Raw genomic sequence first — 26,604 nt, 5'->3', positions numbered from 1 at the left:
CCAATGGGTAATCATTGTTGCAGTGTGAGCGAGAAGACACTCAGCAAGGCGTACAGCGCACAGCAACCGGAGTGAACTTAACGTTCATGAGGATTGCGCGCACTGCACAACATAGCAGAGTGTGTTCACAGCCACACCAATAACGAAAAACACCTTTGGGTTGTGAGGTTAAGCGACTAAGCGTACACGGTGGATGCCTAGGCAGTCAGAGGCGATGAAGGGCGTGCTAATCTGCGAAAAGCGTCGGTAAGCTGATATGAAGCGTTATAACCGACGATACCCGAATGGGGAAACCCAGTGCAATTCGTTGCACTATTGCATGGTGAATACATAGCCATGCAAGGCGAACCGGGGGAACTGAAACATCTAAGTACCCCGAGGAAAAGAAATCAACCGAGATTCCCCCAGTAGCGGCGAGCGAACGGGGAAGAGCCCAGAGTCTGAATCAGTTTGTGTGTTAGTGGAAGCGTCTGGAAAGTCGCACGGTACAGGGTGATAGTCCCGTACACCAAAACACACTTGCTGTGAACTCGATGAGTAGGGCGGGACACGTGACATCCTGTCTGAATATGGGGGGACCATCCTCCAAGGCTAAATACTCCTGACTGACCGATAGTGAACCAGTACCGTGAGGGAAAGGCGAAAAGAACCCCGGCGAGGGGAGTGAAATAGAACCTGAAACCGTGTACGTACAAGCAGTGGGAGCCTACTTTGTTGGGTGACTGCGTACCTTTTGTATAATGGGTCAGCGACTTATATTTTGTAGCAAGGTTAACCGAATAGGGGAGCCGTAGGGAAACCGAGTCTTAACTGGGCGTCTAGTTGCAAGGTATAGACCCGAAACCCGGTGATCTAGCCATGGGCAGGTTGAAGGTTGGGTAACACTAACTGGAGGACCGAACCGACTAATGTTGAAAAATTAGCGGATGACTTGTGGCTGGGGGTGAAAGGCCAATCAAACCGGGAGATAGCTGGTTCTCCCCGAAAGCTATTTAGGTAGCGCCTCGTGAACTCATCTTCGGGGGTAGAGCACTGTTTCGGCTAGGGGGTCATCCCGACTTACCAAACCGATGCAAACTCCGAATACCGAAGAATGTTATCACGGGAGACACACGGCGGGTGCTAACGTCCGTCGTGAAGAGGGAAACAACCCAGACCGCCAGCTAAGGTCCCAAAGTCATGGTTAAGTGGGAAACGATGTGGGAAGGCATAGACAGCCAGGATGTTGGCTTAGAAGCAGCCATCATTTAAAGAAAGCGTAATAGCTCACTGGTCGAGTCGGCCTGCGCGGAAGATGTAACGGGGCTAAACCATGCACCGAAGCTGCGGCAGCGACGCTTAGGCGTTGTTGGGTAGGGGAGCGTTCTGTAAGCCGTTGAAGGTGACCTGTGAGGGTTGCTGGAGGTATCAGAAGTGCGAATGCTGACATAAGTAACGATAATGCGGGTGAAAAACCCGCACGCCGGAAGACCAAGGGTTCCTGTCCAACGTTAATCGGGGCAGGGTGAGTCGACCCCTAAGGCGAGGCTGAAAAGCGTAGTCGATGGGAAACAGGTTAATATTCCTGTACTTGGTGTTACTGCGAAGGGGGGACGGAGAAGGCTAGGCTAGCCGGGCGACGGTTGTCCCGGTTTAAGCATGTAGGCGGAGTGACTTGGTAAATCCGGTTGCTTATCAACGCTGAGGTGTGATGACGAGCCACTACGGTGGTGAAGTAGTTGATGCCAAGCTTCCAGGAAAAGCCTCTAAGCATCAGGTAACATTAAATCGTACCCCAAACCGACACAGGTGGTCAGGTAGAGAATACTCAGGCGCTTGAGAGAACTCGGGTGAAGGAACTAGGCAAAATGGTGCCGTAACTTCGGGAGAAGGCACGCTGGCATTAGGTAAAGAGACTTGCTCTCGGCGCCGAAGCCAGTCGCAGATACCAGCTGGCTGCAACTGTTTAATAAAAACACAGCACTGTGCAAACACGAAAGTGGACGTATACGGTGTGACGCCTGCCCGGTGCTGGAAGGTTAATTGATGGGGTCAGCCGCAAGGCGAAGCTCTTGATCGAAGCCCCAGTAAACGGCGGCCGTAACTATAACGGTCCTAAGGTAGCGAAATTCCTTGTCGGGTAAGTTCCGACCTGCACGAATGGCGTAATGATGGCCAGGCTGTCTCCACCCGAGACTCAGTGAAATTGAACTCGCTGTGAAGATGCAGTGTACCCGCGGCAAGACGGAAAGACCCCGTGAACCTTTACTATAGCTTGACACTGAACATTGAGCCTTGATGTGTAGGATAGGTGGGAGGCATTGAAGTGTGGACGCCAGTCTGCATGGAGCCAACCTTGAAATACCACCCTTTAATGTTTGATGTTCTAACTCGGCCCCGTGATCCGGGGTGAGGACAGTGTCTGGTGGGTAGTTTGACTGGGGCGGTCTCCTCCCAAAGAGTAACGGAGGAGCACGAAGGTTAGCTAATCACGGTCGGACATCGTGAGGTTAGTGCAAAGGCATAAGCTAGCTTGACTGCGAGAGTGACGGCTCGAGCAGGTACGAAAGTAGGTCTTAGTGATCCGGTGGTTCTGAATGGAAGGGCCATCGCTCAACGGATAAAAGGTACTCCGGGGATAACAGGCTGATACCGCCCAAGAGTTCATATCGACGGCGGTGTTTGGCACCTCGATGTCGGCTCATCACATCCTGGGGCTGAAGTAGGTCCCAAGGGTATGGCTGTTCGCCATTTAAAGTGGTACGCGAGCTGGGTTTAGAACGTCGTGAGACAGTTCGGTCCCTATCTGCCGTGGGCGTTGGAAGATTGAGAGGGGCTGCTCCTAGTACGAGAGGACCGGAGTGGACGAATCACTGGTGTTCGGGTTGTCATGCCAATGGCATTGCCCGGTAGCTAAATTCGGAAGAGATAACCGCTGAAAGCATCTAAGCGGGAAACTTGCCTCGAGATGAGTCTTCCCTGGGGCTTTAAGCCCCCTGAAGGAACGTTAAAGACTATGACGTTGATAGGCTGGGTGTGTAAGTGCAGCGATGCATTGAGCTAACCAGTACTAATGATCCGTGAGGCTTAACCTTACAACACCAAAGGTGTTTTAGATTTGAGAGATAGAAATTTTCAGCGAAGTTCCGAGATTGGGCTGGCTGGCTGTGTGTAGGATTACATAGCGGGTTAGTTTAGACAGAATTTGCCTGGCGGCCATAGCGCGGTGGTCCCACCTGATCCCATGCCGAACTCAGAAGTGAAACGCCGTAGCGCCGATGGTAGTGTGGGGTCTCCCCATGCGAGAGTAGGACACTGCCAGGCATCAAATAAGCAAAAGAGGCTACCCTAACGGGTGGCCTTTTTTGTTTGTCTGTTGTGCAGGTTCGACTTGAGCATGATATGCGACAAACTGCGAATGCAGTTTGAACAGCGCTTGCGCTGGCCCCGGAGGGGGGAGACTCATCCTCAAGATGAGACGAATATTGTAGGAAAAAAGCGTCAGGAGCGATTTTAACGTTGCTGCAACGGCCCGAAGGGCGAATGGTAGGAATGCCATTCGTATACTGCCAGGCATCAAATAAAGCCGAGACCCCATGCCAAAAGCGTGGGGTTTTTGCTATGGGCAGAATAGTGAAATAGGTATAAATAGTGACCTTAGAGTGGTTGCGTCGCAGGGCTCATAGTCAGACGAGTCAAATATTGCAGGGGCAGGTGAGTCAAATCCGGCCGTCACAGCGATGAATAAAACAAAAGGCTACCTTGATAGGTGGCTTTTTTTGTTTATGGATTTAGCTGTGAGGATTTGAACCAGGTAAGTAAGGTTTTATCGTAGGAATAGCGTGTTTATTGCTGTAGTGGGGTCAGTTTGCCGCTTGATAAAGGCTGTAACCTGTCATTGCACCGGCGACGTCCCAGGCAAAATCCTTCCAGCTCCAGCCAGTCCCACCTTGACGACTATCATATAACTCCTTACCCGCCCCGATCCCGATAGAAAACAGCAGGCCAAAATTACGGCTCTTGGCATCGGACCAATTTTGATGTTCACCATAGGCAGTGCCAGCGGCGGCTAAAACGGCGGAGGCAAAGAAATGTTGTGCCTTATCTTTCCCAGTCCAATTATCATTAGCCATATGCGTGCATGCAGAACTGAGAAAAAACAGTGGGGCGATAAGTAATGGGCGAAGATAAGGTGGGCACCACATGCCGTCTCTCCTCTGGCTAGATACAAAAAACCCGGCATGTAACCGGGCTTTCATATTTATAGAATGCGGCTAATCAGCCGATCGATACGGATCCTGCGCAAACGACGGATCAATTTGCGAACCTTGACTGGATATTGCTGAATATTCTCAAGCTCAAGGTAATGTGAAACAACTTTAGTATGAGTACGGATACACTCCAGCTCTTTAGCGCGCTGCTCGTGCATCTCATGCTTAGGATCGTGGATCAAAATGGCATTTTCCAGATCCAAACGCCATGCGCGTGGATTCAGGTTATTACCGGTAATCAACTGCCAATTATTATCAACCCACATTCCTTTCAGATGATAAGTATTGTCGCCATCTTTCCACAGGCGCACGATTAATTGCCCGCTATCGACAAAACGCTGTAAGCGACTCAGGAAGCGACGCAGGTTGATTTCGTATAAGTAAGGTAACGCGCCAATAATCTTAAACGGTTGATCTTCTGGAATATAAAAGTCATTTGCTGTTTTGTCACCAACAATAATCTCGACCTGTTTGCCTTCACGCAGTAGATAAATGATATTGCGGACTAACAGTGCTGGCAGATTAAAGTAAGGTGTACAAATAGTGAGTCGTTCGTCAGCGGAGGCCATTAAATGATGAATCGTTTTATTCAGTTGACTCTTTTTGCCTAAGCCAACCAATGGGGTGACGGCTAGTTCATCATTACTCGCTTGTGCCGGAAATTGATAGCCGATGTCGCGCAGTGACGAGCGAAACTGTCGGGTCTCATTTTTAATCTCAGGATTGGTCGGCCGATCAGCACGATCCAAGCGTTGCACCGCTCCTGCACTTAGCATCCGTTGTTTCACGTAATCGACCATAATTTCGGCCAATGATGGGTTCGTGATTAATTGGTATCGGTCATAACGATACTTATCGTTTTGATAGAGGTAGACATCATTGATACTGGCACCACTGTAAATCACAGTATCATCAATGATAAAACCTTTCAGATGCAACACGCCAAGTGCTTCGCGAGTATTGACTGGAACACCGTAAATCGGAACGCAAACATTCGGATGATTGGCCGCCATTTCACAGTACCAATCAGCATTGGTATTGACCGCTGCGGCTCCAATACGCCCACGTTGTGCGCGGTGCCAGTCTACCAGCACGCAAATCTCCAGTTCTGGGCGCTGAAGCTTAGCCTGATAGAGGGCATTCATTACGTCCCGGCCTGCATCATCCTGCTCCAGGTAGAGCGCCACCAGATAAATACGTTTGGTCGCCAGGCCTATTAAATCCAGCAGAGTGGAGCGGAAAACCTTGGGGCAATAAAGTGTTTGGACATCATCAACTGACTGAGGGAGTTTGGGCAGTTGTGCAAGGTGTTGTTGATGTTTACTACGTTTGAATTTTGACAACATCACAGTGCGCTTCTTCTCTTGTTATTTGATGGCAGAACCGCCATATCCTAAAAAACACTAATCCATTGAGTTGGGCGATAATACCACTACTTTCGCGGATTGTGCGCAAGTTTTGCCTGCCAAAGACCGAATCGTTTGGGGTTGTGGTATATATCACGGTGATTCATGTAACTGAAATCAAAGTGTCAGCTCCAGATTAACGATCCCATCTTCCATCTGTACATCAATACTAAAACCGAGTTTTTTAGCTAAACCGATCATGCCACGGTTGTTGGGCATGGTGACTGCGGTTAACCGTGTTAACCCATGGCTGCGAGTATACTGAATCATCTTTTCTAATAGTTCCCGCCCCAGACCCAGCCCTTTAAGGTCTGAGCGCACCAACACGGCAAACTCGGCGTCAATATTGTCAGGGTCAGACAATGCGCGCGTGACGCCAATAATTTCAGGGCCATTATTTTTTTGGCGCACAGCGACAAATGCCATTTCTCGATCATAGTCAATCTGCGTCATATTCGCCAAATCATCATGGCTGAATTCATTTATTTCACTGAAGTAGCGATAGTAGAGATCTTCTTTAGTGACTTGATCAATAAACAATTTTAGTAGTGGTTCATCTTCTGGCAAAATTGGGCGGAACAGACAGTGAGAACCATCTTTAAGTTCGACCTTTTGTTCCAACTCGTGTGGATAGGGACGGATCGCCAACCGTGCCTGCGGATCGCCGCTGACAGGTGCCAGTTGCATCGAAACATCCAACAGCGTGAATTCGCTGCCTGACGCAAGTACCGGGTGAATATCTAACCGGCTGATTTCGGGGCAATCGAGAATTAGATTAGAGACTTGTACCAGTAAACGGCTCAAGCCAGGGATGTCCAAGGGTTGTAATGATCCACGGCTGCGAATTTTGCCGCCTTTGACCGCTTGTATAATCAGGTAGCGGGCCAGTGCCATATTGAGTGGCGGCAGCGCGACGGCGGCCTGAGTTTCATGATGCCATTCGATGCCACCTTCACCTAACATGATCAACGGGCCGAAAATCGCATCTTGCTCTACTGCAATTCGCAATTCCTGAGCGCCTGCGCGGTTCGCCATACTTTGCACCAGCAACCCGTGGATACGGGCTTGCGGATAAGTGCGCCTTACCCGGTCAAGAATATCGTCAGCAGCCCGCTGTACTTCAATTGCGGTACGAAGATACAGCATTACGCCCTGGACTTCTGACTTGTGCGGGATATCCGGCGAGCGTAGTTTGATGGCAACCGGATAGCCCAATCGTTCGGCGATATGCACCGCTTCTACGCTATCACTGGCAATCCAGGTTGGCAGTGTGCTGAGGCCATAAGCTTCAAGTATCGGTTGTACTTCATGGGTATCAAGCTGGGTGGCACCTTCTGCCAGCGCCTGGCGAATCAACTGATGCACGTGGGCGGTGTTGGCGGTGAGGCCGACAGGCAGCGCAGGTGTCTCTTTCAATTGCTTCTGGTTACGGCGATATTCCACCATATGCATAAAGGCAGTAATCGCCCCTTCCGGTGTGCGATAGGTGGGGATCCCGGCTTCGGTGAACAGTCGGCGTGCATCTTGCGATGAATATTCACCACACCAGTTAGTGAGCAGAGTAAGGCGCTTGCCGCGTGGGTGCTGACGGATAGCGGAAATCAGTAATTCTGCTGTTTTGCTCCCTGGCGCAGCAGCGCTCGGGGAATGAATCAGCAATAGCGCATCGTAGTCGGTACTGTCGAGTAGCGGTTTAAGCGCTGCCAGATAGCGCTCAGCGCTGGCATCATCGCGCAAGTCTATGGGGTTACGTAAGGAAACAAAAGAGGGTAGCACGGCACTCAGCGCCGATTGGGTGGTATCAGACAGTGTTGCCAACTTGCCATTACGGCTGATCAGCTCATCCAGCGCCATGGCCGCCGGGGCGGAACCATTGCTGACGATCAATAACCGTTCACCCCGTAGTGGGTGCATGTGGCTGAGTGTTTCGACGGCGGAGAATAGCTCGTGAGTATCCTGCACCCGCAGCAGGCCTGCCCGCTGAATCGCCGCATCATAAGCCGCGTCCAGCCCTTGCTGACCATTTAGCAACTGCTGAGCACGCTGTGTGCGGCCACTTTTGACCACCAGAATCGGTTTATTGCGCGAAGCGCTGCGCGAGGCGGATAAAAACCGGCGCGCATCACTGATATGTTCGATATACAGCATAATGGCACTGGTTTTGCCATCTCTGGCCAGGAAATCGAGTAAGTCATCGACATCAATATCCAGGCTGTCACCCAGCGCAATAAAATACGAGAAGCCAACTTCCCGCTGCTGCGCCCAGTCGAGAATGGTGTTGGCTACCGCGGCTGATTGAGAGATAAATGCCAGCCGCCCTTTCTTGATGGGAACGGGTGAGAAACTGGCATTTAACCCTTGCCACGGAGCCAGCAAACCCAGGCTGTTGGGGCCAAGTAAGCGCATATGATGGCGTTGCGCGCAGGCTTTCAGCTCTGGGAACTGTTCGGTTGCGGCAGACAGAATGATGACTGCTTTACAACCACGGATGCCGAGATCTTCCAACAGGGCCAAATTGCGGCTGTCATGAGTACACAAAATCGCCAGATCGGGCGTAATCGGCAGGCTAGCGATATCTGCGTAAGCCAATACACCACATACTGCTTTATGGGTTGGGGTCACCGGTAGAATAGGGCCATTGAAGCCGCCATCCAGCAAATTACGCATCATCAGGAAACCGGCGCGATCCGGTTTTTCAGAAGCGCCGATAACCGCAATAGACTTCGGGCGTAGTAGTGCTTCTAATCCACGTTGGCTCATCGTTTATCCCCGTTATCTTTCAAGTTGCAGGTGTGTTGGCTGCGCTCACTCAGCCTGCGGGCTCGCATCAATACTGTTCAAACTGGTTCCAGAACGATTCGCCGCCTTTCTGCGCCCTGAAATCTATTGGGTATAAGTTAAAGACAGCTTATCTGATTTTATGTGCTTTCTTCGACAGTTGCTGTGACTCGCCCCACTGGATGGTGAGGTTTTCCCGCTAAATATTGCTGGCGGAAATAGAGGAAATGGGCCGTTAATTGGTCTGCGGCCTGAATATCACCCGCTTGTTGTAGCAGAGCAGCGGCGACTTCGACCGTGCAGTGTTGCTCTGGGCGTGGGGCTTCGCGTAACAGATAATCCGAGCTATTAGTGACATTGAGTGACAGCATCGGCAGGTCAGCCAGATAGGGACTTTTGCGGAACATCTTTTTGGCTTCGTTCCAGGTGCCGTCCAGCAGTATAAATAGCGGAGGCTTATCGCTAATGGGCAAGTGATTAAGTATCTGCCGTGGCGGTTCAGCGTATTTTTCTGGGAATACGACATATGGCTGACGCGCAGGGTCGCCAATGGCCGCCAGCAATGCAGGGTCAACTTCAGTGCGCGCCCAGAGAAAGGCTTGGGTGTCGGGTAGAATATCTGCGATCAAGCGGCCGGTATTGCTGGGTTTTAGGGGTTCGGTATCAAACATAATCAGGCAAAAGCGGCTGGCGGCTGGCTGCGGTTTTATGGTATCGCACAAACAAAAACGCTCTGCCAACAGGCAGCCCTGACAACGTATTGCGCGACAGCCACGGGCACGATAGGCGCGCGTGGATGCGGCTAAACGCTGCCGGCGTAAACGCAGTACGGCATTTTCCGTCGTGAGGATCGTATCTAATAAAGCATGGTCAGTGATCAATATTTCAGTCACGACGGACTCCTGATGAAATAGCGCTATTCTAATCAACCCATACGCTTAGTCATACCATAAAACAAAAAAACAATGCCCCGACAACAAACTGTCAGGGCATCAATCTCACCGGGCGACTACGTTGCGCCGAGACGCGATAAATGAGTTAAACTAGCTTATCGGGCGGCTGGCTCTACTGATAATTGCTCATCTAGCCAATGATCAAAAGGCGCTTTTGGCAATGCGCCACTGAGCATGTCGACCCTTTTACCGTTGCGGTACAGCATAATAGTAGGAATGCTGCGGATACGGAAACGGGTACTAAGCTCGGGTTCGGCTTCGGTGTTAACTTTGACGAAACGGACTTTTCCGGCGCGTTCTGCGGCAACATCTTCAAAGATAGGCGCGAAGCTGCGGCAAGGCCCGCACCACGGAGCCCAGAAGTCGATGACCACCGGCAGGTCATCTTGCAGCAATTTATCCAGCGTTTCAGTGGTGGCGTTAATCACCTCGCCATCAAATAAAGAGTGGCCGCAGCGCCCACATTTAGCGCCGTCATCAATACGTTCTTCCGGTAGGCGGTTAGTCGCCATACAAGCTGTACATACCGTATTCATAAATTAGCCTTTATTTAGTGTCTCAATAGATAGAAGAGAAAACATCGCTGACTTGTTTCCTTGTTGTTATCTATTATGGAGATAAATGGGATAAGTGCCAAAAAGGTTTATTCGATGAATACGATAGTTGCTAGCTTTTAGCGCTTGCTTATGGCTAACCGGGCGGACATCAGGTAATCTTCGCGCCCTGCGCGTTGGTGGAGAAGACAATGAACGATTCATTTAGTGGCAAAAACGGCAAAGTTAAAGTGATGTACGTCCGCAGTGACGAAAGCAGCAGTGACGACCGTAACAACAATAACCGTAGTAAAAACCAGCGTCCGGCAAGCAAAGGTCGTCCAGGTGACAATGCGAGTCGGGGCAGTTCATCGCGTAATAATGATTCACGTCGTAATGATTCCGGCCGTAATGAACGCGTGAGTCCTAGCCGCCCGGCACGTTCTGAAGGCAATGGCCCTTACGATTCACCGTGGAAAACGGTATCCCGTGCGCCATCAGAAGAGCCAGAGTTTGATCATGGTGGCATCAGCGGTAAAAGTCATGTAGATCCGGCGCAATTGCGCCGTCAGCGGGCTGAAGAAACACGTGTTTATGGTGAGAATGCTTGTAAGGCATTGTTTGAAAGCCGCCCAGACGCTATCGTCCGCGCCTGGTTTGTGCAGTCAGTTACCCCTCGTTTTCGCGAAGCGTTGAAATGGATGGCGGCTAACCGCAAGGCTTATCATGTGGTTGAAGAAGAGGAGCTGGCGAAGGCTTCTGGCACTGAACACCATGGTGGTGTGTGCTTCCTTATCAAGAAACGTCAGGGTCTGGATGCAGAAACCTATCTGCAACAGCAGACTCAGGCTAAAGATTGTGTACTGGCGCTGGAAGATGTGGGTAACCCACATAACCTCGGCGGCATTATGCGGACCTGTGCGCATTTCGGTATTAACGGCGTGTTGTTGCAAGATCCGGCGATGCTGGAATCGGGTGCTGCAGTGCGTACGGCTGAAGGTGGTGCGGAGCATATCAAGGCTATCAATGCAGACGATTTCCTCTCGGTATTGGATACCTTCCGTAAAGCCGGTTACACCATCGTGACCACATCGAGTCATAAAGGTGTCAGTCTGTCAAAAGCTGAACTGCCTGCCAAAATGGTGCTGGTATTAGGTCAAGAGAGTGATGGCCTGACCGACAGTGCCTGGCAGCAGGGCGATATGAGTGTGTCTATCGGCGGTACTGGCCGGGTAGAAAGCCTGAATGTGTCAGTGGCAACCGGTATTTTGCTGTCGGAGTGGTGGCGTCAGAATAGCGCCCAATAATACCCTGGTCCTTGCAGCAGCAGGGTTGTTAGCGGCATTGCTTGCTGCCTACCTGCAACTCCAATGACTTTGGGTATATCATTGAGCTAGAAAAATAAAAAAGGGCGCTGATGATAAGTCAGTGCCCTTTTTGTTGCTCAGCGTTAGCCGCTAGTGCGCACCGCCGCCGCCACCGGAGGTAAAGGGTGGCTTGGCAAACCACACCAGCGCCAGCAGCAGCAGGAATACCCCCGCCGAGAGCCAGAAGATCTCATTTGCTGAGATAATCAGCCCCTGATTGGTAATTTCCCGTGCCAGATAAGCCGAGGCTTGTTGCTGATTCATCCCCAGTTTTTCCAACTCCTGATACATCAATGTCGCATTCGGGTTGAACGGGTTAACAAACTCGGTCAGTTGCGAATGGTGCATCGATTCTCTTTGCGTCCAGAGCGTCGTGGTGATGGAGGTACCAATCGATCCCGCCAAGGTTCGCAGGAAGTTAGACAAACTGGATGCTGCGGCCATGCGCTCTGGCGGCAAGCCAGATAACGTAATGGCGGTCAGTGGCATAAAGAAGCAGGCAATAGCAAAGCCTTGCACAAATTGTGGCCACGCCGATGCACCAAAATCCATTCCCGGTTCGAATGTGTAAGCCCGCCAGTAGAAACATACCGCATACATAATGAAGCTGAAGGTGACTAACTGTCGCATATCAATTCGATGAGAGAAGCGGCCAATGATCGGTGATAACAGCACCGGCAATATGCCTACCGGCGCAGATGCCAAGCCAGCCCAGGTGGCGGTGTAGCCATATACCTCCTGTAGTAGTTGTGGCAGCAAGACAATAGCGCCAAAGTACAACATATAGGCCAGGCTGATACACAAGCAACCAATGGTAAAGTTTCTCGATTTGAATAACGAGAGATCAATCACTGGGTGGTCGTCGGTTAGTTCCCAGACTATCAAGAAGGTAATGGCAATCACGGCAATGACCGTCAGGACGATAATCTCGGTCGAGTTAAACCAATCCAGCTCCTTACCTTGGTCAAGCATGATTTGTAACGCGCCGATCCCAACCACCAATAGCACCAGCCCCACCGTATCAATGGGTTTGATTTCAGTTTTGGTCTCACGCCCTTTTAAGGTACTGCCTGCGACCAGAATAACCACCAGCCCGATAGGGATGTTGATAAAGAAGATCCAGCCCCAGTGATAGTTATCGCTGATATAACCGCCGAGGATCGGCCCAAATATCGGGGCCACGACAATTGTCATCGACCACAATGCCAAGGCCATACTTCGCTTCGCTGGCGGATAATTATTCAGTAACAGGCTTTGCGATAGCGGAATCAATGGCCCTGCGACCAATCCCTGAATCACCCGGAAGAAGATAAGCATCCCCAGGCTGTTGGAAATACCACACAACCATGAAGCCAGAGCAAATAGTCCGGTTGCCCACAGGAACAGGCGCACTTCACCAATGCGCTTGGCCAGCCAGCCGGTGATGGGGATCGAAATAGCATTTGCCACCCCGAACGAAGTAATAACCCAAGTGCCTTGCGAATTGGATGAGCCTAAATCACCGGCAATAGTAGGAATAGCCACGTTTGCAATGGTGGAGTCCAACACCTGCATGAAGGTTGCTAATGATAGCGCGACCGTCATCCAGGCGAGTTGGGCACCCTCAAGCGGTTTTTGTGCCACAGAGGCCTCCGGCGCGCTTAACTTGCATTTGCATCAACATTAACCCGCATTCGCATGAACAATGTCGCTAATCATTTGATTAACCGGTGCTAAATCCAGTGACAGCGCGTTAGTTACAAATGCAGGTTCTTTACGCACATTTTGTGCCAGCACTTGGCCGTCGGTATTGGCGGTATCCACTCTAACCGTGGTAGACAGGCCAATACGCAGCGGATGTTCAGCCAGTTGTTTGTTATCCAGTTCGATACGGACTGGCAGGCGCTGAACCACTTTAATCCAGTTACCGGTGGCATTTTGCGCCGGTAACAGTGAGAAGGCGCTGCCGGTCCCCATGTCCAGACCAACCACTTTCCCCTGATAAACCACGTCATCACCATAGAAATCAGTTATGACTGTGGCGCTTTGGCCAATGCGCATATTCGCTAACTGTGTCTCTTTAAAGTTAGCGTCAACCCACATCTGGTTTGCCGGGATAACTGCCATTAATGGCGCGCCATTGGCAATTTCAGCACCCACTTGCACACTGCGGCGTGAAACAAAACCGTCTACCGGGCTGACAACTTTGGTCCGTTGCAAGGAGAGCCAGGCATCACGTAACTTGGCCGCAGCCTGCTCGACAGCCGGTTGTTTTTCTAATGGGGTATTTAAAACCAATGCCTGATTGGCATTGTATTGTGCAATCGCAACATCCAGCGAAGCCTGTGCGGCATCGACGGCATCACGGGCGTGTTGCAGCTCTTCACGGCCAATGACATTAGCCGAACCGAGCACCACACGGCGTTGTAGGTCATTTTGTGATTTACTCAGTTCAGTTTTTTTCAGGGCAATATTCGCCTGATACTGCTTACTGTTAATCATGAGCTGGTGGGTTTGACGCACACTGTTAGCCAGTGCGGTTTTTGCCTGCTCAAACGCCTGTTCGGCATCAGTTGGGTCAAGAGCCAGCAGTACATCGCCACTTTTAACAAAATCTGTATTTTCGAAATTGACACTGACTACGCTGCCGGGAACCTGCGACATGATCTGTATCTGGTTGCCTGAAATATAAGCATTATCAGTCTCTTGATGATGACGTAACACCAAGAACCAATAAATAAAATAGGCCACGCCAAGGATGATAAAAATAACCGTCAGGAGAAGAAGTATGCGTTTACGTTGCTTCTTCTTGTTCTGCGGTTGTTGCGGGATTTGAGCTTCCGCGCTTGTACTCATGGTCTTCCCCACATTTTATATTGTTTTATTTTGTGAACCCTCATTGACCGGGGCCTGATGACCACCACCCAATGAACGGATCAAACTAATCTTGGCCTGCAATAAATGGTTGCTGGCGCTAAGTTCCGATTGTTGCTGTTGTAGATATTGTGATTCGGTTACCAACAGCTCATCACTGCCGATAATCCCAGTTTTATAACGGACGTTGGGCTGCAATATCCGGGTATTAGCCGAGTAAATCAATCGTCAGTTCAGCCCTTAAAAAATGGCGAACAAAGGCGTGAGTCTCCAGCTATGTGGGGATCGCATAGTTGTTTACTTGGATCAAGTAATGCGCCTGGATAGATATATTGGAATTACTGCTCCGGTACTTCCATTTGATCTAAACGAGACAGTAACTTGCGCGTCAGCGTTTCAAGCTGTTGCTGTTCGTCAGCGTCTAGGGTTGACCAAAGAAAATGCAGACATTTATGTTGTGGGGGCAGCAGCTGATTCAAAAACTCAACGCCCGCCTCGGTCAGATGCAAATGCAAACAACGGCGGTCATTGTGGCTTTCGCGGCGCTCAATCCAACCTTTCTTTTCCAGTTCGTCAGCAATGCGGGTCGCATTGGTGCGCGAAGAACCCAGTGCCGCACTCAGTTCAGACGGTTGGATACTGCGACTTTCCTGCGCATCCAGCGTAATTAATGCCATAAATAAGGTTTCGTTAATTCCTTGTGCTTTCAGCATCTTGTTGCGATTTTCTAGCAACTTACTGTGCATATGCATACACAAGCGTGTCAGTAGAATTTCCTGATAAGGGAAATCTTTCTGGCGTTTGGCACGAAAATTAAGCATCTGTTCTATAGGACTAAACGAACTTTCCATTATAATGAGCCTCATTAATTTCAAATGGTACAGTAACGATAGTGACTAATAATGTAAACGGTATAATTCGAGAAAAATTTAGCAATTCGTGTTATTCAGTCACTGTTTGTAGTAATTAGTATCACTAATTGTAAGGTTATTGTGTTTTAGCTCACAATTCAGGCAATCTCTTATCCCAAAATCATGAGCAATTTGAATGTCAGTCCATAGCTGATCGCGCCAAATAACGTGGCGAAGATAATACTGTTGGTTTTATAAAAGCAGCCACAGATAACCAGAAAGCCAATCAGTGTCGGCATGAGTTTCTGCGGGTTATGCATAATTTCTGGTGTACTGGAAACCACCAATAACGCACAGATAGAAGCAATCCCAATGCTGTCCAACAGCAGTGAAACTCTGCCTCGTTGCAGACCCGCTTGTTTACGTGCTGGTCCCAGGCGCAGTGGCAAATAACGAAACAGGTAATTTACTGTCCCCACCACTAACCCAATAATCAGGACATCTGAATTCATGGTGTCGGCTCCTGCTCGTTATTTTCACTGTGTTCGGTCACCACTTCTGGTGTGGGTTGCAGCAGGGCGGCCAGGCACCCTGCGCCAATTCCGGCCAAAATCGCCACCGGAATAGAGAACAACACGGCGCCGAGCAATGCGCCACTCAGCGAGGCGATAACGGTTAGGCTGTATTGGCGTTTAAATGAGGCCAGCAGAAAGCTCAAGAACAACGCCGGTAACATAAAGGAGAGGGAGGCCTCAATAGCGGGATAATTCTCCAACGGGCCATTGCCAAACATGGCACCGATTGCGGTACCTGCCACCCAAGATAGCCAAGAGGTAAACGCGATACCGAGCATCCAGTTTTCGCTCCAGCGTCGCTCTTCTTTCATTAACTTGGTGGTGGCAGCAGCAAACACTTCATCGGTCAAACCAAATGCCCACAGCGCGGTTTTTTTACCGGATAATTTGGTCAGAATACGGTGTTTGAGTGCCGGTCCATACAAGATATGACGGATATCCATTGCCATCACGGTTAAGGCGGAAACCCATAATGACATCCCGGCGCTGAGCAGTGCGGTAATAACGAATTGGCTGGCACCGGCATAAATGATGCAAGAGAAGAAAATACCTTCCAGCGGGGTAAAACCCAGTTTTACCGAACTCAGACCAAAGGCGAAGGCGACGGGTAAATAGCCGATAACGATAGGCAGGCTATCGGTAATGCCCTCCGTAAAGGTGGCGGTTGACCGGGTAGCTGGCGGAGAGTCGGTGATTTGGCTTGGCATAAGATCTTTGGGTTACAGGGCAAAATAACAAGTTAGGTAACATTACCAGAGTGGTAATTTTCTTAATACCCTATAACCCAAATTTATATCTGCATTGATTATTAGTTAGCTAACTAATTAAGGTCACTCAACGGGTTGATTAGCGGGAGGATCAAAGCGTTTACCGGCCAGCCACGTCGTAATATTTAGTATGCACAGCACCAAACCGGCCATTGCCACACCATACCAGCCGGCATGTTGGTATGCTGCTGCTGAAATCAGCGAACCTAACGCCCCGCCGATAAAGTAAGTGGTCATATAACCGGCGGTTAAGCGATTTCTGGCTTCCGGCATCATGCGATATATCACGCTCTGATTGGTGACATGCACCCCCTGAACCGCCAGATCCAACACCACAATGCCGATAATCAGCGCGATGATGGAATGCTGCCCCAGGGCGATAGGTATCCAAGACAACAGCAGTAATCCCAAACCAACACTGGTGGTGATGCGGGCTTTACCTTTATCCGCCAATTGGCCCGCTTTGGTCGCCATCAACGCGCCAGCAGCACCGACCAGGCCAAATAGCCCGATAGTAGCTTCTGAATAGCCGAAGGGGGGAGAAGCCAGTAAGAAGGCCATCGACGTCCACAACACACTAAAGTTGGCAAACGAGAGCGCGCCGAGCAAGGCACGGGTGCGCAGCACGGGTGTGCGAATAAACAGCGAGAATATTGAACCAAGCAGCTGGCCGTAATTTAAACCGGTATGTTGTTTATAGCGCGGCAGGTAGCGCCACAATACCAATGCCATGACGAACATCAGCGCGCTGGCGACCCAATAAATGGTGCGCCAACCGCCAATGGAGGCCAGTGCTCCTGCCACGGTTCGTGCCAGCAAAATCCCCAGCAGCAGACCACTCATAATAATACCGACCACCTTACCGCGTTTTTCCGGCGCAGCCAGAGTGGCCGCCAGCGGCACCAGTAATTGTGCCACCACTGAGAACAAACCAGTGAGCGCGGTGCCAACAATCATCATAGTGAGGTTTTGTGACATTGCGGTAATCAGCATGCCGCCAGCAGCCAGCAAGGTCATGCCCACAATCAGCCCACGGCGTTCAAACATATCCCCTAGCGGCACCAGGAACATTAATCCCACAGCATAGCCCAACTGGGCCGCAGTAACGATAAATCCAGCTTGATTGACCGAGAGATTAAAGGCTTGTGCGATGGTTTCCAGCAGTGGCTGGGCATAGTAGTTGCTGGCAACAGCCAGTCCGGTTGCGACCGACATCAACACGATCAATGCCGGACTTAACCCGGAGTTTTCAGCTTTTTGTGTCATAAGGAATTATTCTGAATTGATAAGAGCGACAGTATTAGATAATTAGGAATGATAAACCAAGGGATAAATTTTATCTCAGTTCAGATCGGGTTTTAGTTGATACTCGATCGGTGATCACTTTGCTTCAACCAAGCAGGCTAATCGAACCGTGGCCGACTCGCTGGCGAATGACAGATAGCACTCAGCATGAAAATTATCTTATTACTGCGGTGGGCTTGTGTGCTATTTTCCGCAAAAATGCTTATGCTGAAACGATAGTTTCATTGGCCGGAGAAGGGTATGAAACAGATTGATGAACGTTTGCGGGCGCATTATGCACAGTTGACCCCGCAGGAGCAGCGCGTTACTGATTTTATTTTTGATCATTTTGACGACCTGATTAGCTATAACAGTGCTGAATTGGCGCGCTTGAGTGGGGTGTCTAAGGCCACGGTTAGCCGGCTGTTTAAGCGCTTGGGGTACGCCAGTTATCGGGAAATGCGTGAAGAAGTACGCACCTTGCGTCAAAGCGGTATGCCATTGACCGATAGTCGTGATGCGGTACAAGGGAACACCTTGCTGGCGCGCCACTATAAGCAAGAAATGGCGAATTTAACGCATTGGGTGAGTCAGTTGGATAGCCGTCAGTTAGCCGAGGTTATCGATGCGATGATACGTGCGCCGCGTATCTTATTATTGGGGCTACGAAACAGTTACCCGGTTGCTCTGCATTTACGTCAACAGTTGTTGCAGGTGCGCCAGCACGTGCAGTTGGTGCCACAAGCGGGGCAGACGCTGGCAGAGGAGTTGGTGGATGTCACGCCGCGTGATTTAGTTATTGTGGTGGCATTTCGCCGCCGGCCAAAAGTTATCCGCGAGATCCTGCTACAAATGCAGGTACAAGGCGTGCCGACGCTGCTGATTTGTGAGCCGCAAGCTCAGTCAATATTGCCGTTAGCACGTTGGCGGTTGACTACGCCGCTCGACAGCGTATCGGCTTTTGATAGCTACTCTTCGGCCATGAGTCTGGCAAATTTACTGAGTAATGCTTTATTGCATGAAATGCTCGCACAGGGCCGTCAGCGAATTCATCAAATCGCTGATTTATATGATGATTTAGGAGAGTTAGAGCAACGGTAGTTTGTTCGCCATATAAGTCAAAAGGCTATCGTTTAGTTCAGTGTCCGAAGGGGTAACACTCTTCTGGCTGTTGCGACAGCTTATGTCACTTTCACCTCCCGGCGGCGCGCTAACGCCTTCTTTTTATCAATTAATGCACTTTTGTGGTGCATTTTGATTGTTGATTTGCACCTTGATTGTGAGTCTCTCTCTTCGATTTATTCCTTGTGATTCGTGTAGTGAGCCTAAATATGGGCCTCTCGTCATAGGTTATCATTGGCATAGTAGTTGCAACGATGGTTTCAGTGTTTGCTTTTAAAGAACCCATCGTTTCATTACTGGGTTATCGGAGATATGCTATGAACATGAAAAAGCGGATGTTGGCCTTGCTGGGTGCTGCACTGATATGGGTTCAGGCTCCTTCGGTGTTAGCCGATCAGTTAGAGCAAATTCAGCAGCGTGGTGTGTTGCGGGTCGCCGTTCCACAGGATTTCCCGCCATTTGGCTCGGTTGGTACGGATCTTCAGCCGCAGGGTTATGACATCGACATGGCACATTATTTGGCCGATAAGATGAAACTAAAGTTGCAACTGGTGCCGGTGACCAGTGCCAACCGAGTGCCTTATCTGCAAACGGATAAAGTGGATTTAGTGATTTCCAGCTTGGGTAAAAATCCTGAACGGGAAAAAGCTATCGCATTTAGCCGTGCCTATGCACCGTTTTTCTTGGGTGTATTTGGTGCTAAAGACGATGCACTGAAGCAACCAGAACAATTGGCAGGTAAAACGGTGGGGGTAACCCGTGGTGCAGTGGAAGATATGGTGCTGAGTGAGTTAGCCCCTAAAGATGCTCAGATTAAACGGTATGAAGATAACAACACTACGCTGTCAGCCTACCTGTCTGGTCAGGTGAATTATTTGGCGACGGGCAATTTGGTGGTCAGTGCACTGGTTCGCCAGAATCCAACCCAGGCACCGGTGGCGAAGTTTATGCTGAAAGATTCACCGTGTTATATCGGTTTGCGTCAGGGAGAAACGGCTCTGAAAGCCAAAGTGGATGCACTGATTGGGGAAGCATTGCAGGATAACACGCTAAATGGTTTGTCCGAGAAATGGTTGAAGGCGCCGTTACCGGCTGATTTGGGTGCATAACAGGAGTTGGCTATGACCTATCAGCTTAATTTCTCTGCTTTGTGGCCTTATCTGCCTGAACTATTGTCGGGCCTGTTGACCACCATTGAGCTGACGGCTATGGCCACCCTCGGCGGTATTGCGCTGGGGATAGCGGGAGCCGCAATTCGCTGTGGTGATAGGGTTATATTGCGCCGGATATGGGGTGGTTATGTAGAAATTGTGCGTAATACCCCATTCGTGGTGCAACTGTTTTTTATTGTGTTTGGTTTACCGGCACTTGGCTTGAAACTTAGTGCCGGTCAGGCAGCCTTATTGGCGATGACTATCAATCTGGGCGCTTATAGCACGGAGATTATTCGTGCCGGGATTCAAGCCAGCGCTAAAGGCCAGTGGGAGGCGGGGCGGGTATTAGGGTTACGCCGTAGTCAGACTTTTTTCCGCGTGATCCTACCGCCGTCGTTACAGCGCATTTATCCGGCGCTGGTAAGCCAGTGCATTATTGTGATGCTCGGTTCTGCGGTGGTATCACAGGTGTCATTTGAAGAACTGACATTTGCCGCCAACCTGATTCAGTCGCGCACCTTCCTCAGTTTTGAAGTCTATCTGGTGACCACCTTGCTCTATTTGTTGTTAGCCATCGCAATGCGCCAATTACTGCTGGCGGTTGGCCGTCGATTCTTTGGGAGCCATAACTCATGATGTTTACTGACTGGGATATCATCCGTAACTTGTTATTGGCCACCCGCTGGACGCTGTTACTGTCACTAACGGCCTTTTTTGGCGGCACATTAGTGACATTACCATTGATGTTGATGCGCTTGAGTCGTTGGTGTTGGGCAGCTCGTTTTGTCCGTCTATATACCGAATTGTTTCAGGGTACGCCGTTGCTGATGCAACTGTTTCTGGCCTTCTTCGGCTTAGCGCTGTTGGGTATTGATGTTAGCCCGTGGGCGGCTGCGGCGATGGCTTTGACACTGTTTACCAGTGCCTTTCTGGTGGATATCTGGTGTGGCAGTATTGCAGCGTTGCCGAAAGGCCAGTGGGAGGCCTCCCGCTGTCTGGGTCTGAGTTTCAGCCAGACGTTATTGCGGGTGATTGTGCCGCAGGCGATGCGTATCGCAATTGCACCGACCGTGGGTTTCTCGGTGCAGGTTATCAAGGGCACAGCACTGGCATCGATCATTGGTTTTGTCGAATTAACCAAAGCGGGCACCATGCTCAATAATGTCACTTATCAGCCGTTTAAAGTTTTTGGCTTAGTGGCGCTGGGCTATTTCCTGATGTGTTATCCGTTGTCGCGTTACAGCCATTATCTGGAGAGGAAATTTCATGCCGCTGATCACCATTAATCAGGTTCAAAAATACTATGGCCAGAATCATGTACTTAAAGGCGTAGATCTGGATATCGAGATGGGCGAAGTGATCTCGATAATTGGCCGCAGTGGTTCAGGTAAAAGTACCTTATTGCGTTGTATCAACGGGCTGGAGGGATATCAGGACGGCAGTATCAAGTTGGGCGGTATGACGGTAACGGATCGTGATTCGCAGGCGCGGGAGATTAGCCGCTCGGTAGGCATGGTGTTCCAGAGTTTTAATCTGTTCCCACATATGACAGCGTTGGAGAATGTGATGCTGGCACCGCGTCGGGTACTGAAAAAGAGCACGACCGCGTGCCGTGAACTGGCGGCGTTGATGCTGGAAAAAGTTGGGCTGGCCGACCGGCTCGATTATTACCCGGCTAATCTTTCCGGTGGGCAGCAGCAGCGTGTGGCGATTGCCCGTGCGCTGGCGATGCAGCCGAAGGTATTGCTGTGCGATGAGATCACCTCGGCTTTGGATCCTGAGTTAGTGGGGGAAGTGTTGAAAGTCCTCGAACAGTTGGCGGCAGAAGGTATGACACTGATTCTGGTGACCCATGAGATGAATTTTGCCCGTGAAGTGGGTGACCGGGTGGTGTTTATGCATCAAGGGCGGGTGTGGGAGCAGGGCGAAAGTCGCGCCTTATTTGCTAATCCACAAACTACTGAATTAAAACAGTTTATATCATCGGTCCGTGGTTTGTAGGCCACATTTCACTGAATTATTTAAGGATGGAGATTTTCTATGTCGGCAATAAACCCTAATCCGCTGTTTTGTCAGATTAACCCACCGGCACGGTTGCTGATGGGGCCGGGGCCGATCAATGCCGATCCCCGGGTATTGCGGGCGATGGCCAGTCAGTTGATCGGGCAATACGATCCGGCGATGACAGAGTATATGAATCAGGTGATGGCGCTATATCGTGGGGTTTTCCGCACTGAGAATCAGTGGACGATGTTGATCGATGGCACCTCTCGTGCGGGTATTGAGGCGGTTCTGCTGTCGGCCATCCGCCCTGGCGATAAAGTTCTGGTGCCGGTTTTTGGCCGTTTTGGTCACTTATTGTGTGAAATTGCCCGCCGTTGCCGGGCCGAAGTCCACACTATCGAGGTGGCGTGGGGCGAGGTATTCAGCCCAGAGATGATTGAAGATGCTATCAAGAAAGTACACCCACGGCTGCTATTGACGGTGCAGGGCGATACTTCAACCACCATGTTGCAGCCGCTGGCTGAGTTGGGCGAGATCTGTCGCCGCCATCAAGTGTTGTTTTATACCGATGCGACTGCATCGCTGGGGGGGAACCTATTGGAAACTGACGCCTGGGGGTTGGACGCAGTATCTGCCGGGTTGCAAAAGTGCCTTGGCGGGCCATCAGGCAGTGCTCCGGTGACCCTCAGCCCACAATTCGCTGAGCAAATTCGGCGGCGCAAATGTATTGAGCAGGGGATCCGTACTCAGGATCATGCTGATGGCGACGAAGAGATGATCTATTCCAATTACTTTGATTTGGGCATGATCATGGATTATTGGGGGCCGGAGCGCCTGAATCATCATACCGAAGCCACCAGTATGCTGTTTGCGGCACGGGAATGCGCACGAGTAATACTGGAAGAGGGATTGGATAACGGTATTGCCCGTCATGCTTTGCATGGTGCAGCGTTGTTGGCGGGCATTCAGGGAATGGGGCTGGCGGTGTTCGGTGATATGAAGCACCGCATGAACAATGTGTTGGGGGTGGTTATTCCGACCGGTGTTCCTGGTGAGCAAGTGCGGCAACTGATGCTAAATGATTTTGGTATCGAGATTGGTACCTCATTCGGGCCGCTAAATGGCAAAATTTGGCGCATCGGCACTATGGGATATAACGCGCGTAAAGATTGTGTGATGCAAACGCTGGTGGCATTGGAGGCGGTATTAAACCGTTTAGGTTTTGCCACGGTTCAGGGCAACGGATTGCAAAGCGCGTGGAATGTCTATCAAGCTGAGAGTGATAAACCGGCTATTGATCCACTAAACGGAGCGAACTGATGGCTGTTACCCTGCCGGATGCCGAGGCAGAGCAGGCTGCATTACGGGTCTTGGCCCGTTGTGATGTGCTGGCGGCAATCAGTGAATCAGCGGATGCGCTGACGCGGGTGTACCTGTCTCCTGAACATTTGCGGGCAAATCAGCAAGTGGGTGAATGGATGCAGGCGGTCGGGATGCGCGTGTGGCAGGATGCAGTTGGTAATATTTGCGGCCGTTATGAAGGGCTGCAACCTGATGCGCCGGCCCTATTGTTAGGCTCTCATCTTGATACGGTGCGCAACGCCGGCCGTTACGATGGCATGCTAGGTGTATTAAGTGCGCTAGAAGTGGTGGGGTATTTGTATCGTCAGCAGCAGCGGCTGCCGGTGGCCATTGAGGTGATTGGTTTTGCCGATGAAGAGGGTACGCGCTTTGGTATCACCCTGCTGGGTAGTAAAGGTATCACTGGGCGCTGGCCGGCCGATTGGTTGAGTAAAACCGATGCTGAGGGTGTCAGTGTGGCGCAGGGCATGGAGAATCTTGATTTTGACCCGGCGGCTATTGTCAGTGCGCGACGTGAGGTGAGTGATTTTTGTGCTTATCTGGAGCTGCATATTGAACAGGGGCCGTGTTTAGAAAAGGCCGATTTGGCATTGGGTGTGGTGACGGCAATCAATGGCGCGCGCCGTCTGAATTGCCGATTTATTGGCTTAGCGGGCCACGCTGGTACGGTGCCGATGGGGCAGCGGCAAGATGCATTGGCCGGTGCGGCGCAATGGATTGGTGCCGTTGAACAGTTGACTGCTTGCTATGGTGAACATTTAGTGGCGACAGTTGGAACACTCAGTTGTTCGCCAGGTGCTGTGAATGTGATTGCCGCAGAGGTGGTTCTGACGCTGGATATTCGTGGCCCGCAAGACTGTCACGTGGACCAGTTACTGGCCAGCTTGTTGGCGCAGGCGCAAGTGATAGCAGCACAGCGCGGCCTGACTTTTTCATCAGAAGAGTTTTACCGTATCAGTGCTACCGAATGTGATATGGCTTTGCGCCAGCGAATCAACGCCAGTATTGATCGGGTACAGGGGCGCTCATTATTGCTGCCCAGCGGTGCGGGGCATGATGCCATTGCTGTTGCTGAGTGCTGGCCAGTAGGGATGTTGTTTGTGCGCTGCAAAGGAGGGGTAAGCCATCATCCTGATGAATCCGTCATGCATAGTGATATTGCGCTAGCCATTCAGGCTTATCTGGAAACGGTGCTATCCTGGCAGCGGGTTTAATACACTTGGGGAGCACTTTTGCGGCACGGCTCCCCCTGGTTTTACCTTTACAACAATAAAAAATCATCAACATCGCGCCATGCCGGAAAGGCTTCGCGATAGCTCTGCAATGTTTCTAAAGACAACTCAGCATCCAGTTGCGCAGCCAGTCCCGGTTCTGCTTGCGCCAACACCTCACCTTGAGCATCCAGAATCACACTGTCGCCCTGGTAGTGATGGCCGTTATCATCATCGCCGACCCGATTACATCCGGCGACGTAAGCCTGATTTTCTATCGCGCGCGCTGTCAGTAAACTTTGCCAGTGTTTGGCGCGAGGAGCTGGCCAGTTAGCGACATAGAGTGCTAAATCATAATCTTGCAAATTGCGTGACCACACCGGAAAACGCAGGTCATAGCAAACTTGCATCAAAATTCGCCAGCCGCGCCATTCCACCACCTTGCGCTCTTTGCCCGCTTGATAGTGGTGGTGCTCACCGGCCATGCGGAATAAGTGGCGTTTGTCATAATGATGAACGCGCCCATTCGGTTCAACCAGCAGGAAGCGGTTCACCGCACCCTCGGTGGTTTTCAGCGCCACACTGCCGCCAATCAGGGCATCAGTAACCGTGGCCCAATGGCGTAACCAGTTGATGACCTCACCTTCTGATAATGCATTTTCAGCCGCATTCATGGCAAAACCGGTGGTAAACATCTCTGGCAACACAATCACATCACGCTGCCGGAGTGGCTCCAACAGCATGTCAAAATGGCGCAGATTTGCCTGTGCATCCAACCATACCAATGGCTGTTGCAGCAGGGTCAGTTTTAAAGTTGACACAATCGCTCCGCCGCAGCATCCAGCGTGGCATCCTGTTTGGCGAAGCACAGCCGGATTAGTTTATGGGGAAACGGGCCTTCACAAAATACCGATAACGGTATCGCGGCCACGCCGACATGTTCGGTTAACCATTGGCAGAATTCAACATCATCAAGATCAGAAACCGCGCTGTAATCGGCCAACAGGAAATAGGTGCCTTCACTCGGCAGAATTTTCAGGCGGCTGGTGGACAGCGCATTAACGAAGCGATCACGACGGGCGCGATAAAAATCGGGCAGTTGCTGCCAGTGCTCTGGTTGGGCATTGAGCATATCCGCCAATGCGAGCTGAACCGGCGTGCAAACCGAAAAGGTCAGATATTGATGAATTTTACGTACTTCGGCACTGATAGCGACGGGGGCGATGCAATACCCCACTTTCCAACCGGTCATATGGAAGGTTTTGCCGAAAGAGGACACTGCAATGGCGCGTTGGCGCAGGTGCGGATGAGCCAGCACACTGGCATGGCCTGTGGCGCTAAAGCAGATGTGTTCGTACACCTCATCGCTCAGCACATAGATATTACGTTCAGCAATCACTTGCCACAGTTGTTCAAAGTCTTCCGCCCGCCAAACAGTCGCTGAAGGGTTATGCGGCGTATTGACGATAACCAGACGAGTACGTTCAGAAACCAGATCAGCAAATTCAGACCAGTCGGTGGCGAATGTCGGGGGTTTCAGTGCTATGCGCTTGAGTATGCCGCCCGCCAGTTTAACTACCGGTGCATAGCTGTCGTAACTGGGGTCAAAGCAGATAACTTCGTCGCCTGGGCGCACCAGGGCGGTAATGGCGGCAAACAGGGCTTCGCTGGCACCGGTAGTGATGGTGATTTCGCTGTCGGCATCGGGCTGCCAGCCGTAGATTTTAGCCGTTTTCTCCGCAATTGCATTGCGCAGCGGCGCCACGCCGGTCATTGGGGCATATTGGTTTGCACCTTGACTGACATGATAGGCCAATTGCTGTTTCAAATAGTCTGGGCCATCAAAATCGGGGAACCCTTGCGATAAGTTAATCGCTTGGTGTTTTTGCGCCAATGCACTCATTTGCGTAAAGATTGTAGTGCCTTGTGCCGGCAATTTACTGTCTGGAATAAAGGATAAAGTGCTCATGGCAGATGAATACTCCTGGCGCTGTATGTTGCCGTCAATATAACACGATGTTAAGATTTGGCAATCAAGACGCTTAGATGTTTAAACGGCTAAATGCCGTAATTCGCTAAGCATAGATAAAAATGTACTAAAGCTGATCGTCGGGCAAATTGCGGTTGCTAAATG

General features: G+C 50.7%; 22 protein-coding genes, 2 rRNA genes and 1 pseudogene. 10 read left to right on the top strand and 15 right to left on the bottom strand.

The genetic code is table 11. The features are described from left to right. Positions 1 to 157: 157 nt before the first annotated feature. A 23S ribosomal RNA gene (locus A6J66_011870) occupies positions 158 to 3,095 on the top strand. A 92-nt stretch (positions 3,096 to 3,187) separates the two neighbouring features. After that, positions 3,188 to 3,303, top strand: a 5S ribosomal RNA gene (gene rrf / locus A6J66_011865). 19 nt (positions 3,304 to 3,322) lie between these two features. Here the strand turns inward: rrf and A6J66_011860 are convergent. From A6J66_011860 to A6J66_011835, 6 genes are all read right to left on the bottom strand, one after another. After that, positions 3,323 to 3,538 (bottom strand): hypothetical protein, encoded by a 216-nt coding sequence (locus A6J66_011860; protein ID PNM24823.1) that lies wholly within the window; start codon positions 3,536 to 3,538, stop codon positions 3,323 to 3,325. A 304-nt stretch (positions 3,539 to 3,842) separates the two neighbouring features. Next, a complete protein-coding gene (locus A6J66_011855; protein PNM24822.1) occupies positions 3,843 to 4,184 on the bottom strand; it encodes a hypothetical protein in 342 nt (113 codons plus the stop codon). A 56-nt stretch (positions 4,185 to 4,240) separates the two neighbouring features. Further along, positions 4,241 to 5,599 carry a CDP-diacylglycerol--serine O-phosphatidyltransferase gene (locus A6J66_011850; protein PNM24821.1) on the bottom strand — a complete coding sequence of 453 codons (1,359 nt, stop codon included), beginning with the start codon at positions 5,597 to 5,599 and terminating at the stop codon, positions 4,241 to 4,243. A 174-nt stretch (positions 5,600 to 5,773) separates the two neighbouring features. Beyond that, positions 5,774 to 8,416, bottom strand: coding sequence for a GNAT family N-acetyltransferase (locus A6J66_011845; protein ID PNM24820.1), 2,643 nt, complete (start codon positions 8,414 to 8,416; stop codon positions 5,774 to 5,776). A 158-nt stretch (positions 8,417 to 8,574) separates the two neighbouring features. After that, positions 8,575 to 9,318 carry a DTW domain-containing protein gene (locus A6J66_011840; GenBank protein ID PNM26986.1) on the bottom strand — a complete coding sequence of 248 codons (744 nt, stop codon included), beginning with the start codon at positions 9,316 to 9,318 and terminating at the stop codon, positions 8,575 to 8,577. A 164-nt stretch (positions 9,319 to 9,482) separates the two neighbouring features. Beyond that, complete coding sequence (locus A6J66_011835) at positions 9,483 to 9,923, bottom strand: thioredoxin TrxC (GenBank protein ID PNM24819.1); 441 nt, start codon at positions 9,921 to 9,923, stop codon at positions 9,483 to 9,485. Positions 9,924 to 10,132: 209 nt separating this feature from the next. On the opposite strand from A6J66_011835, the gene A6J66_011830 reads away from it, so the two are divergent. Further along, positions 10,133 to 11,227 (top strand): tRNA/rRNA methyltransferase, encoded by a 1,095-nt coding sequence (locus tag A6J66_011830; protein ID PNM24818.1) that lies wholly within the window; start codon positions 10,133 to 10,135, stop codon positions 11,225 to 11,227. A 150-nt stretch (positions 11,228 to 11,377) separates the two neighbouring features. On the opposite strand, the gene emrB is transcribed toward A6J66_011830, so the two are convergent. The 7 genes and pseudogenes from emrB to A6J66_011795 form a co-directional block, all read right to left on the bottom strand. After that, the gene (gene emrB / locus A6J66_011825; GenBank protein ID PNM24817.1) at positions 11,378 to 12,910 is read right to left on the bottom strand and encodes a multidrug efflux MFS transporter subunit EmrB; all 1,533 of its coding nucleotides are present in this window, start codon (positions 12,908 to 12,910) and stop codon (positions 11,378 to 11,380) included. A 39-nt stretch (positions 12,911 to 12,949) separates the two neighbouring features. Then, the gene (locus tag A6J66_011820) at positions 12,950 to 14,122 is read right to left on the bottom strand and encodes a multidrug export protein EmrA (protein PNM24816.1); all 1,173 of its coding nucleotides are present in this window, start codon (positions 14,120 to 14,122) and stop codon (positions 12,950 to 12,952) included. A gap of 15 nt (positions 14,123 to 14,137) precedes the next feature. Continuing rightward, a pseudogene (locus tag A6J66_011815) lies at positions 14,138 to 14,311 on the bottom strand (transporter). Between the two features lie 167 nt (positions 14,312 to 14,478). Then, complete coding sequence (locus tag A6J66_011810; protein PNM24815.1) at positions 14,479 to 14,991, bottom strand: transcriptional repressor MprA; 513 nt, start codon at positions 14,989 to 14,991, stop codon at positions 14,479 to 14,481. A gap of 170 nt (positions 14,992 to 15,161) precedes the next feature. Next, positions 15,162 to 15,503 carry an L-valine transporter subunit YgaH gene (locus A6J66_011805; GenBank protein ID PNM24814.1) on the bottom strand — a complete coding sequence of 114 codons (342 nt, stop codon included), beginning with the start codon at positions 15,501 to 15,503 and terminating at the stop codon, positions 15,162 to 15,164. After that, complete coding sequence (locus A6J66_011800; GenBank protein PNM24813.1) at positions 15,500 to 16,273, bottom strand: branched-chain amino acid ABC transporter permease; 774 nt, start codon at positions 16,271 to 16,273, stop codon at positions 15,500 to 15,502. Before A6J66_011800 ends, A6J66_011805 begins: the two co-directional genes overlap by 4 nt. A 123-nt stretch (positions 16,274 to 16,396) precedes the next feature. After that, positions 16,397 to 17,599, bottom strand: a complete 1,203-nt coding sequence (locus A6J66_011795) for an MFS transporter (protein PNM24812.1) — start codon at positions 17,597 to 17,599, stop codon at positions 16,397 to 16,399. A 279-nt stretch (positions 17,600 to 17,878) separates the two neighbouring features. On the opposite strand from A6J66_011795, the gene A6J66_011790 reads away from it, so the two are divergent. The 7 genes from A6J66_011790 to A6J66_011760 all read left to right on the top strand — a co-directional run bounded on the left by A6J66_011790 (position 17,879) and on the right by A6J66_011760 (position 24,473). Further along, positions 17,879 to 18,718, top strand: a complete 840-nt coding sequence (locus A6J66_011790; protein PNM24811.1) for a MurR/RpiR family transcriptional regulator — start codon at positions 17,879 to 17,881, stop codon at positions 18,716 to 18,718. 338 nt (positions 18,719 to 19,056) lie between these two features. Beyond that, positions 19,057 to 19,848: an amino acid ABC transporter substrate-binding protein gene (locus tag A6J66_011785; protein PNM24810.1), complete on the top strand. Its 792-nt coding sequence runs from the start codon at positions 19,057 to 19,059 to the stop codon at positions 19,846 to 19,848. Between the two features lie 12 nt (positions 19,849 to 19,860). After that, a complete protein-coding gene (locus A6J66_011780; protein PNM24809.1) occupies positions 19,861 to 20,529 on the top strand; it encodes an amino acid ABC transporter permease in 669 nt (222 codons plus the stop codon). Further along, the gene (locus tag A6J66_011775) at positions 20,526 to 21,179 is read left to right on the top strand and encodes an amino acid ABC transporter permease (GenBank protein PNM24808.1); all 654 of its coding nucleotides are present in this window, start codon (positions 20,526 to 20,528) and stop codon (positions 21,177 to 21,179) included. The genes A6J66_011780 and A6J66_011775 overlap by 4 nt, the downstream gene beginning before the upstream one ends. Next, the gene (locus A6J66_011770) at positions 21,160 to 21,894 is read left to right on the top strand and encodes an amino acid ABC transporter ATP-binding protein (protein ID PNM24807.1); all 735 of its coding nucleotides are present in this window, start codon (positions 21,160 to 21,162) and stop codon (positions 21,892 to 21,894) included. Before A6J66_011775 ends, A6J66_011770 begins: the two co-directional genes overlap by 20 nt. A gap of 39 nt (positions 21,895 to 21,933) precedes the next feature. After that, on the top strand, positions 21,934 to 23,217 hold the full coding sequence (locus A6J66_011765; protein PNM24806.1) for an aminotransferase: 1,284 nt from the start codon (positions 21,934 to 21,936) through the stop codon (positions 23,215 to 23,217). Further along, the gene (locus A6J66_011760) at positions 23,217 to 24,473 is read left to right on the top strand and encodes an allantoate amidohydrolase (GenBank protein ID PNM24805.1); all 1,257 of its coding nucleotides are present in this window, start codon (positions 23,217 to 23,219) and stop codon (positions 24,471 to 24,473) included. The genes A6J66_011765 and A6J66_011760 overlap by 1 nt, the downstream gene beginning before the upstream one ends. A 47-nt stretch (positions 24,474 to 24,520) precedes the next feature. Here A6J66_011760 and A6J66_011755 read toward each other — a convergent pair whose 3' ends face one another. Further along, on the bottom strand, positions 24,521 to 25,291 hold the full coding sequence (locus tag A6J66_011755; GenBank protein ID PNM24804.1) for an amidohydrolase: 771 nt from the start codon (positions 25,289 to 25,291) through the stop codon (positions 24,521 to 24,523). Further along, the gene (locus tag A6J66_011750; protein PNM24803.1) at positions 25,279 to 26,439 is read right to left on the bottom strand and encodes a pyridoxal phosphate-dependent aminotransferase; all 1,161 of its coding nucleotides are present in this window, start codon (positions 26,437 to 26,439) and stop codon (positions 25,279 to 25,281) included. The genes A6J66_011755 and A6J66_011750 overlap by 13 nt, the downstream gene beginning before the upstream one ends. Between the last annotated feature and the right edge of the window lie 165 nt (positions 26,440 to 26,604).

Source organism: Yersinia enterocolitica (genome assembly GCA_002082245.2).
GTDB lineage: Bacteria > Pseudomonadota > Gammaproteobacteria > Enterobacterales > Enterobacteriaceae > Yersinia > Yersinia enterocolitica_E.
Note: the sequence above shows the minus strand (reverse complement) of the source record. Positions and strands in the feature narration are given on the sequence as shown.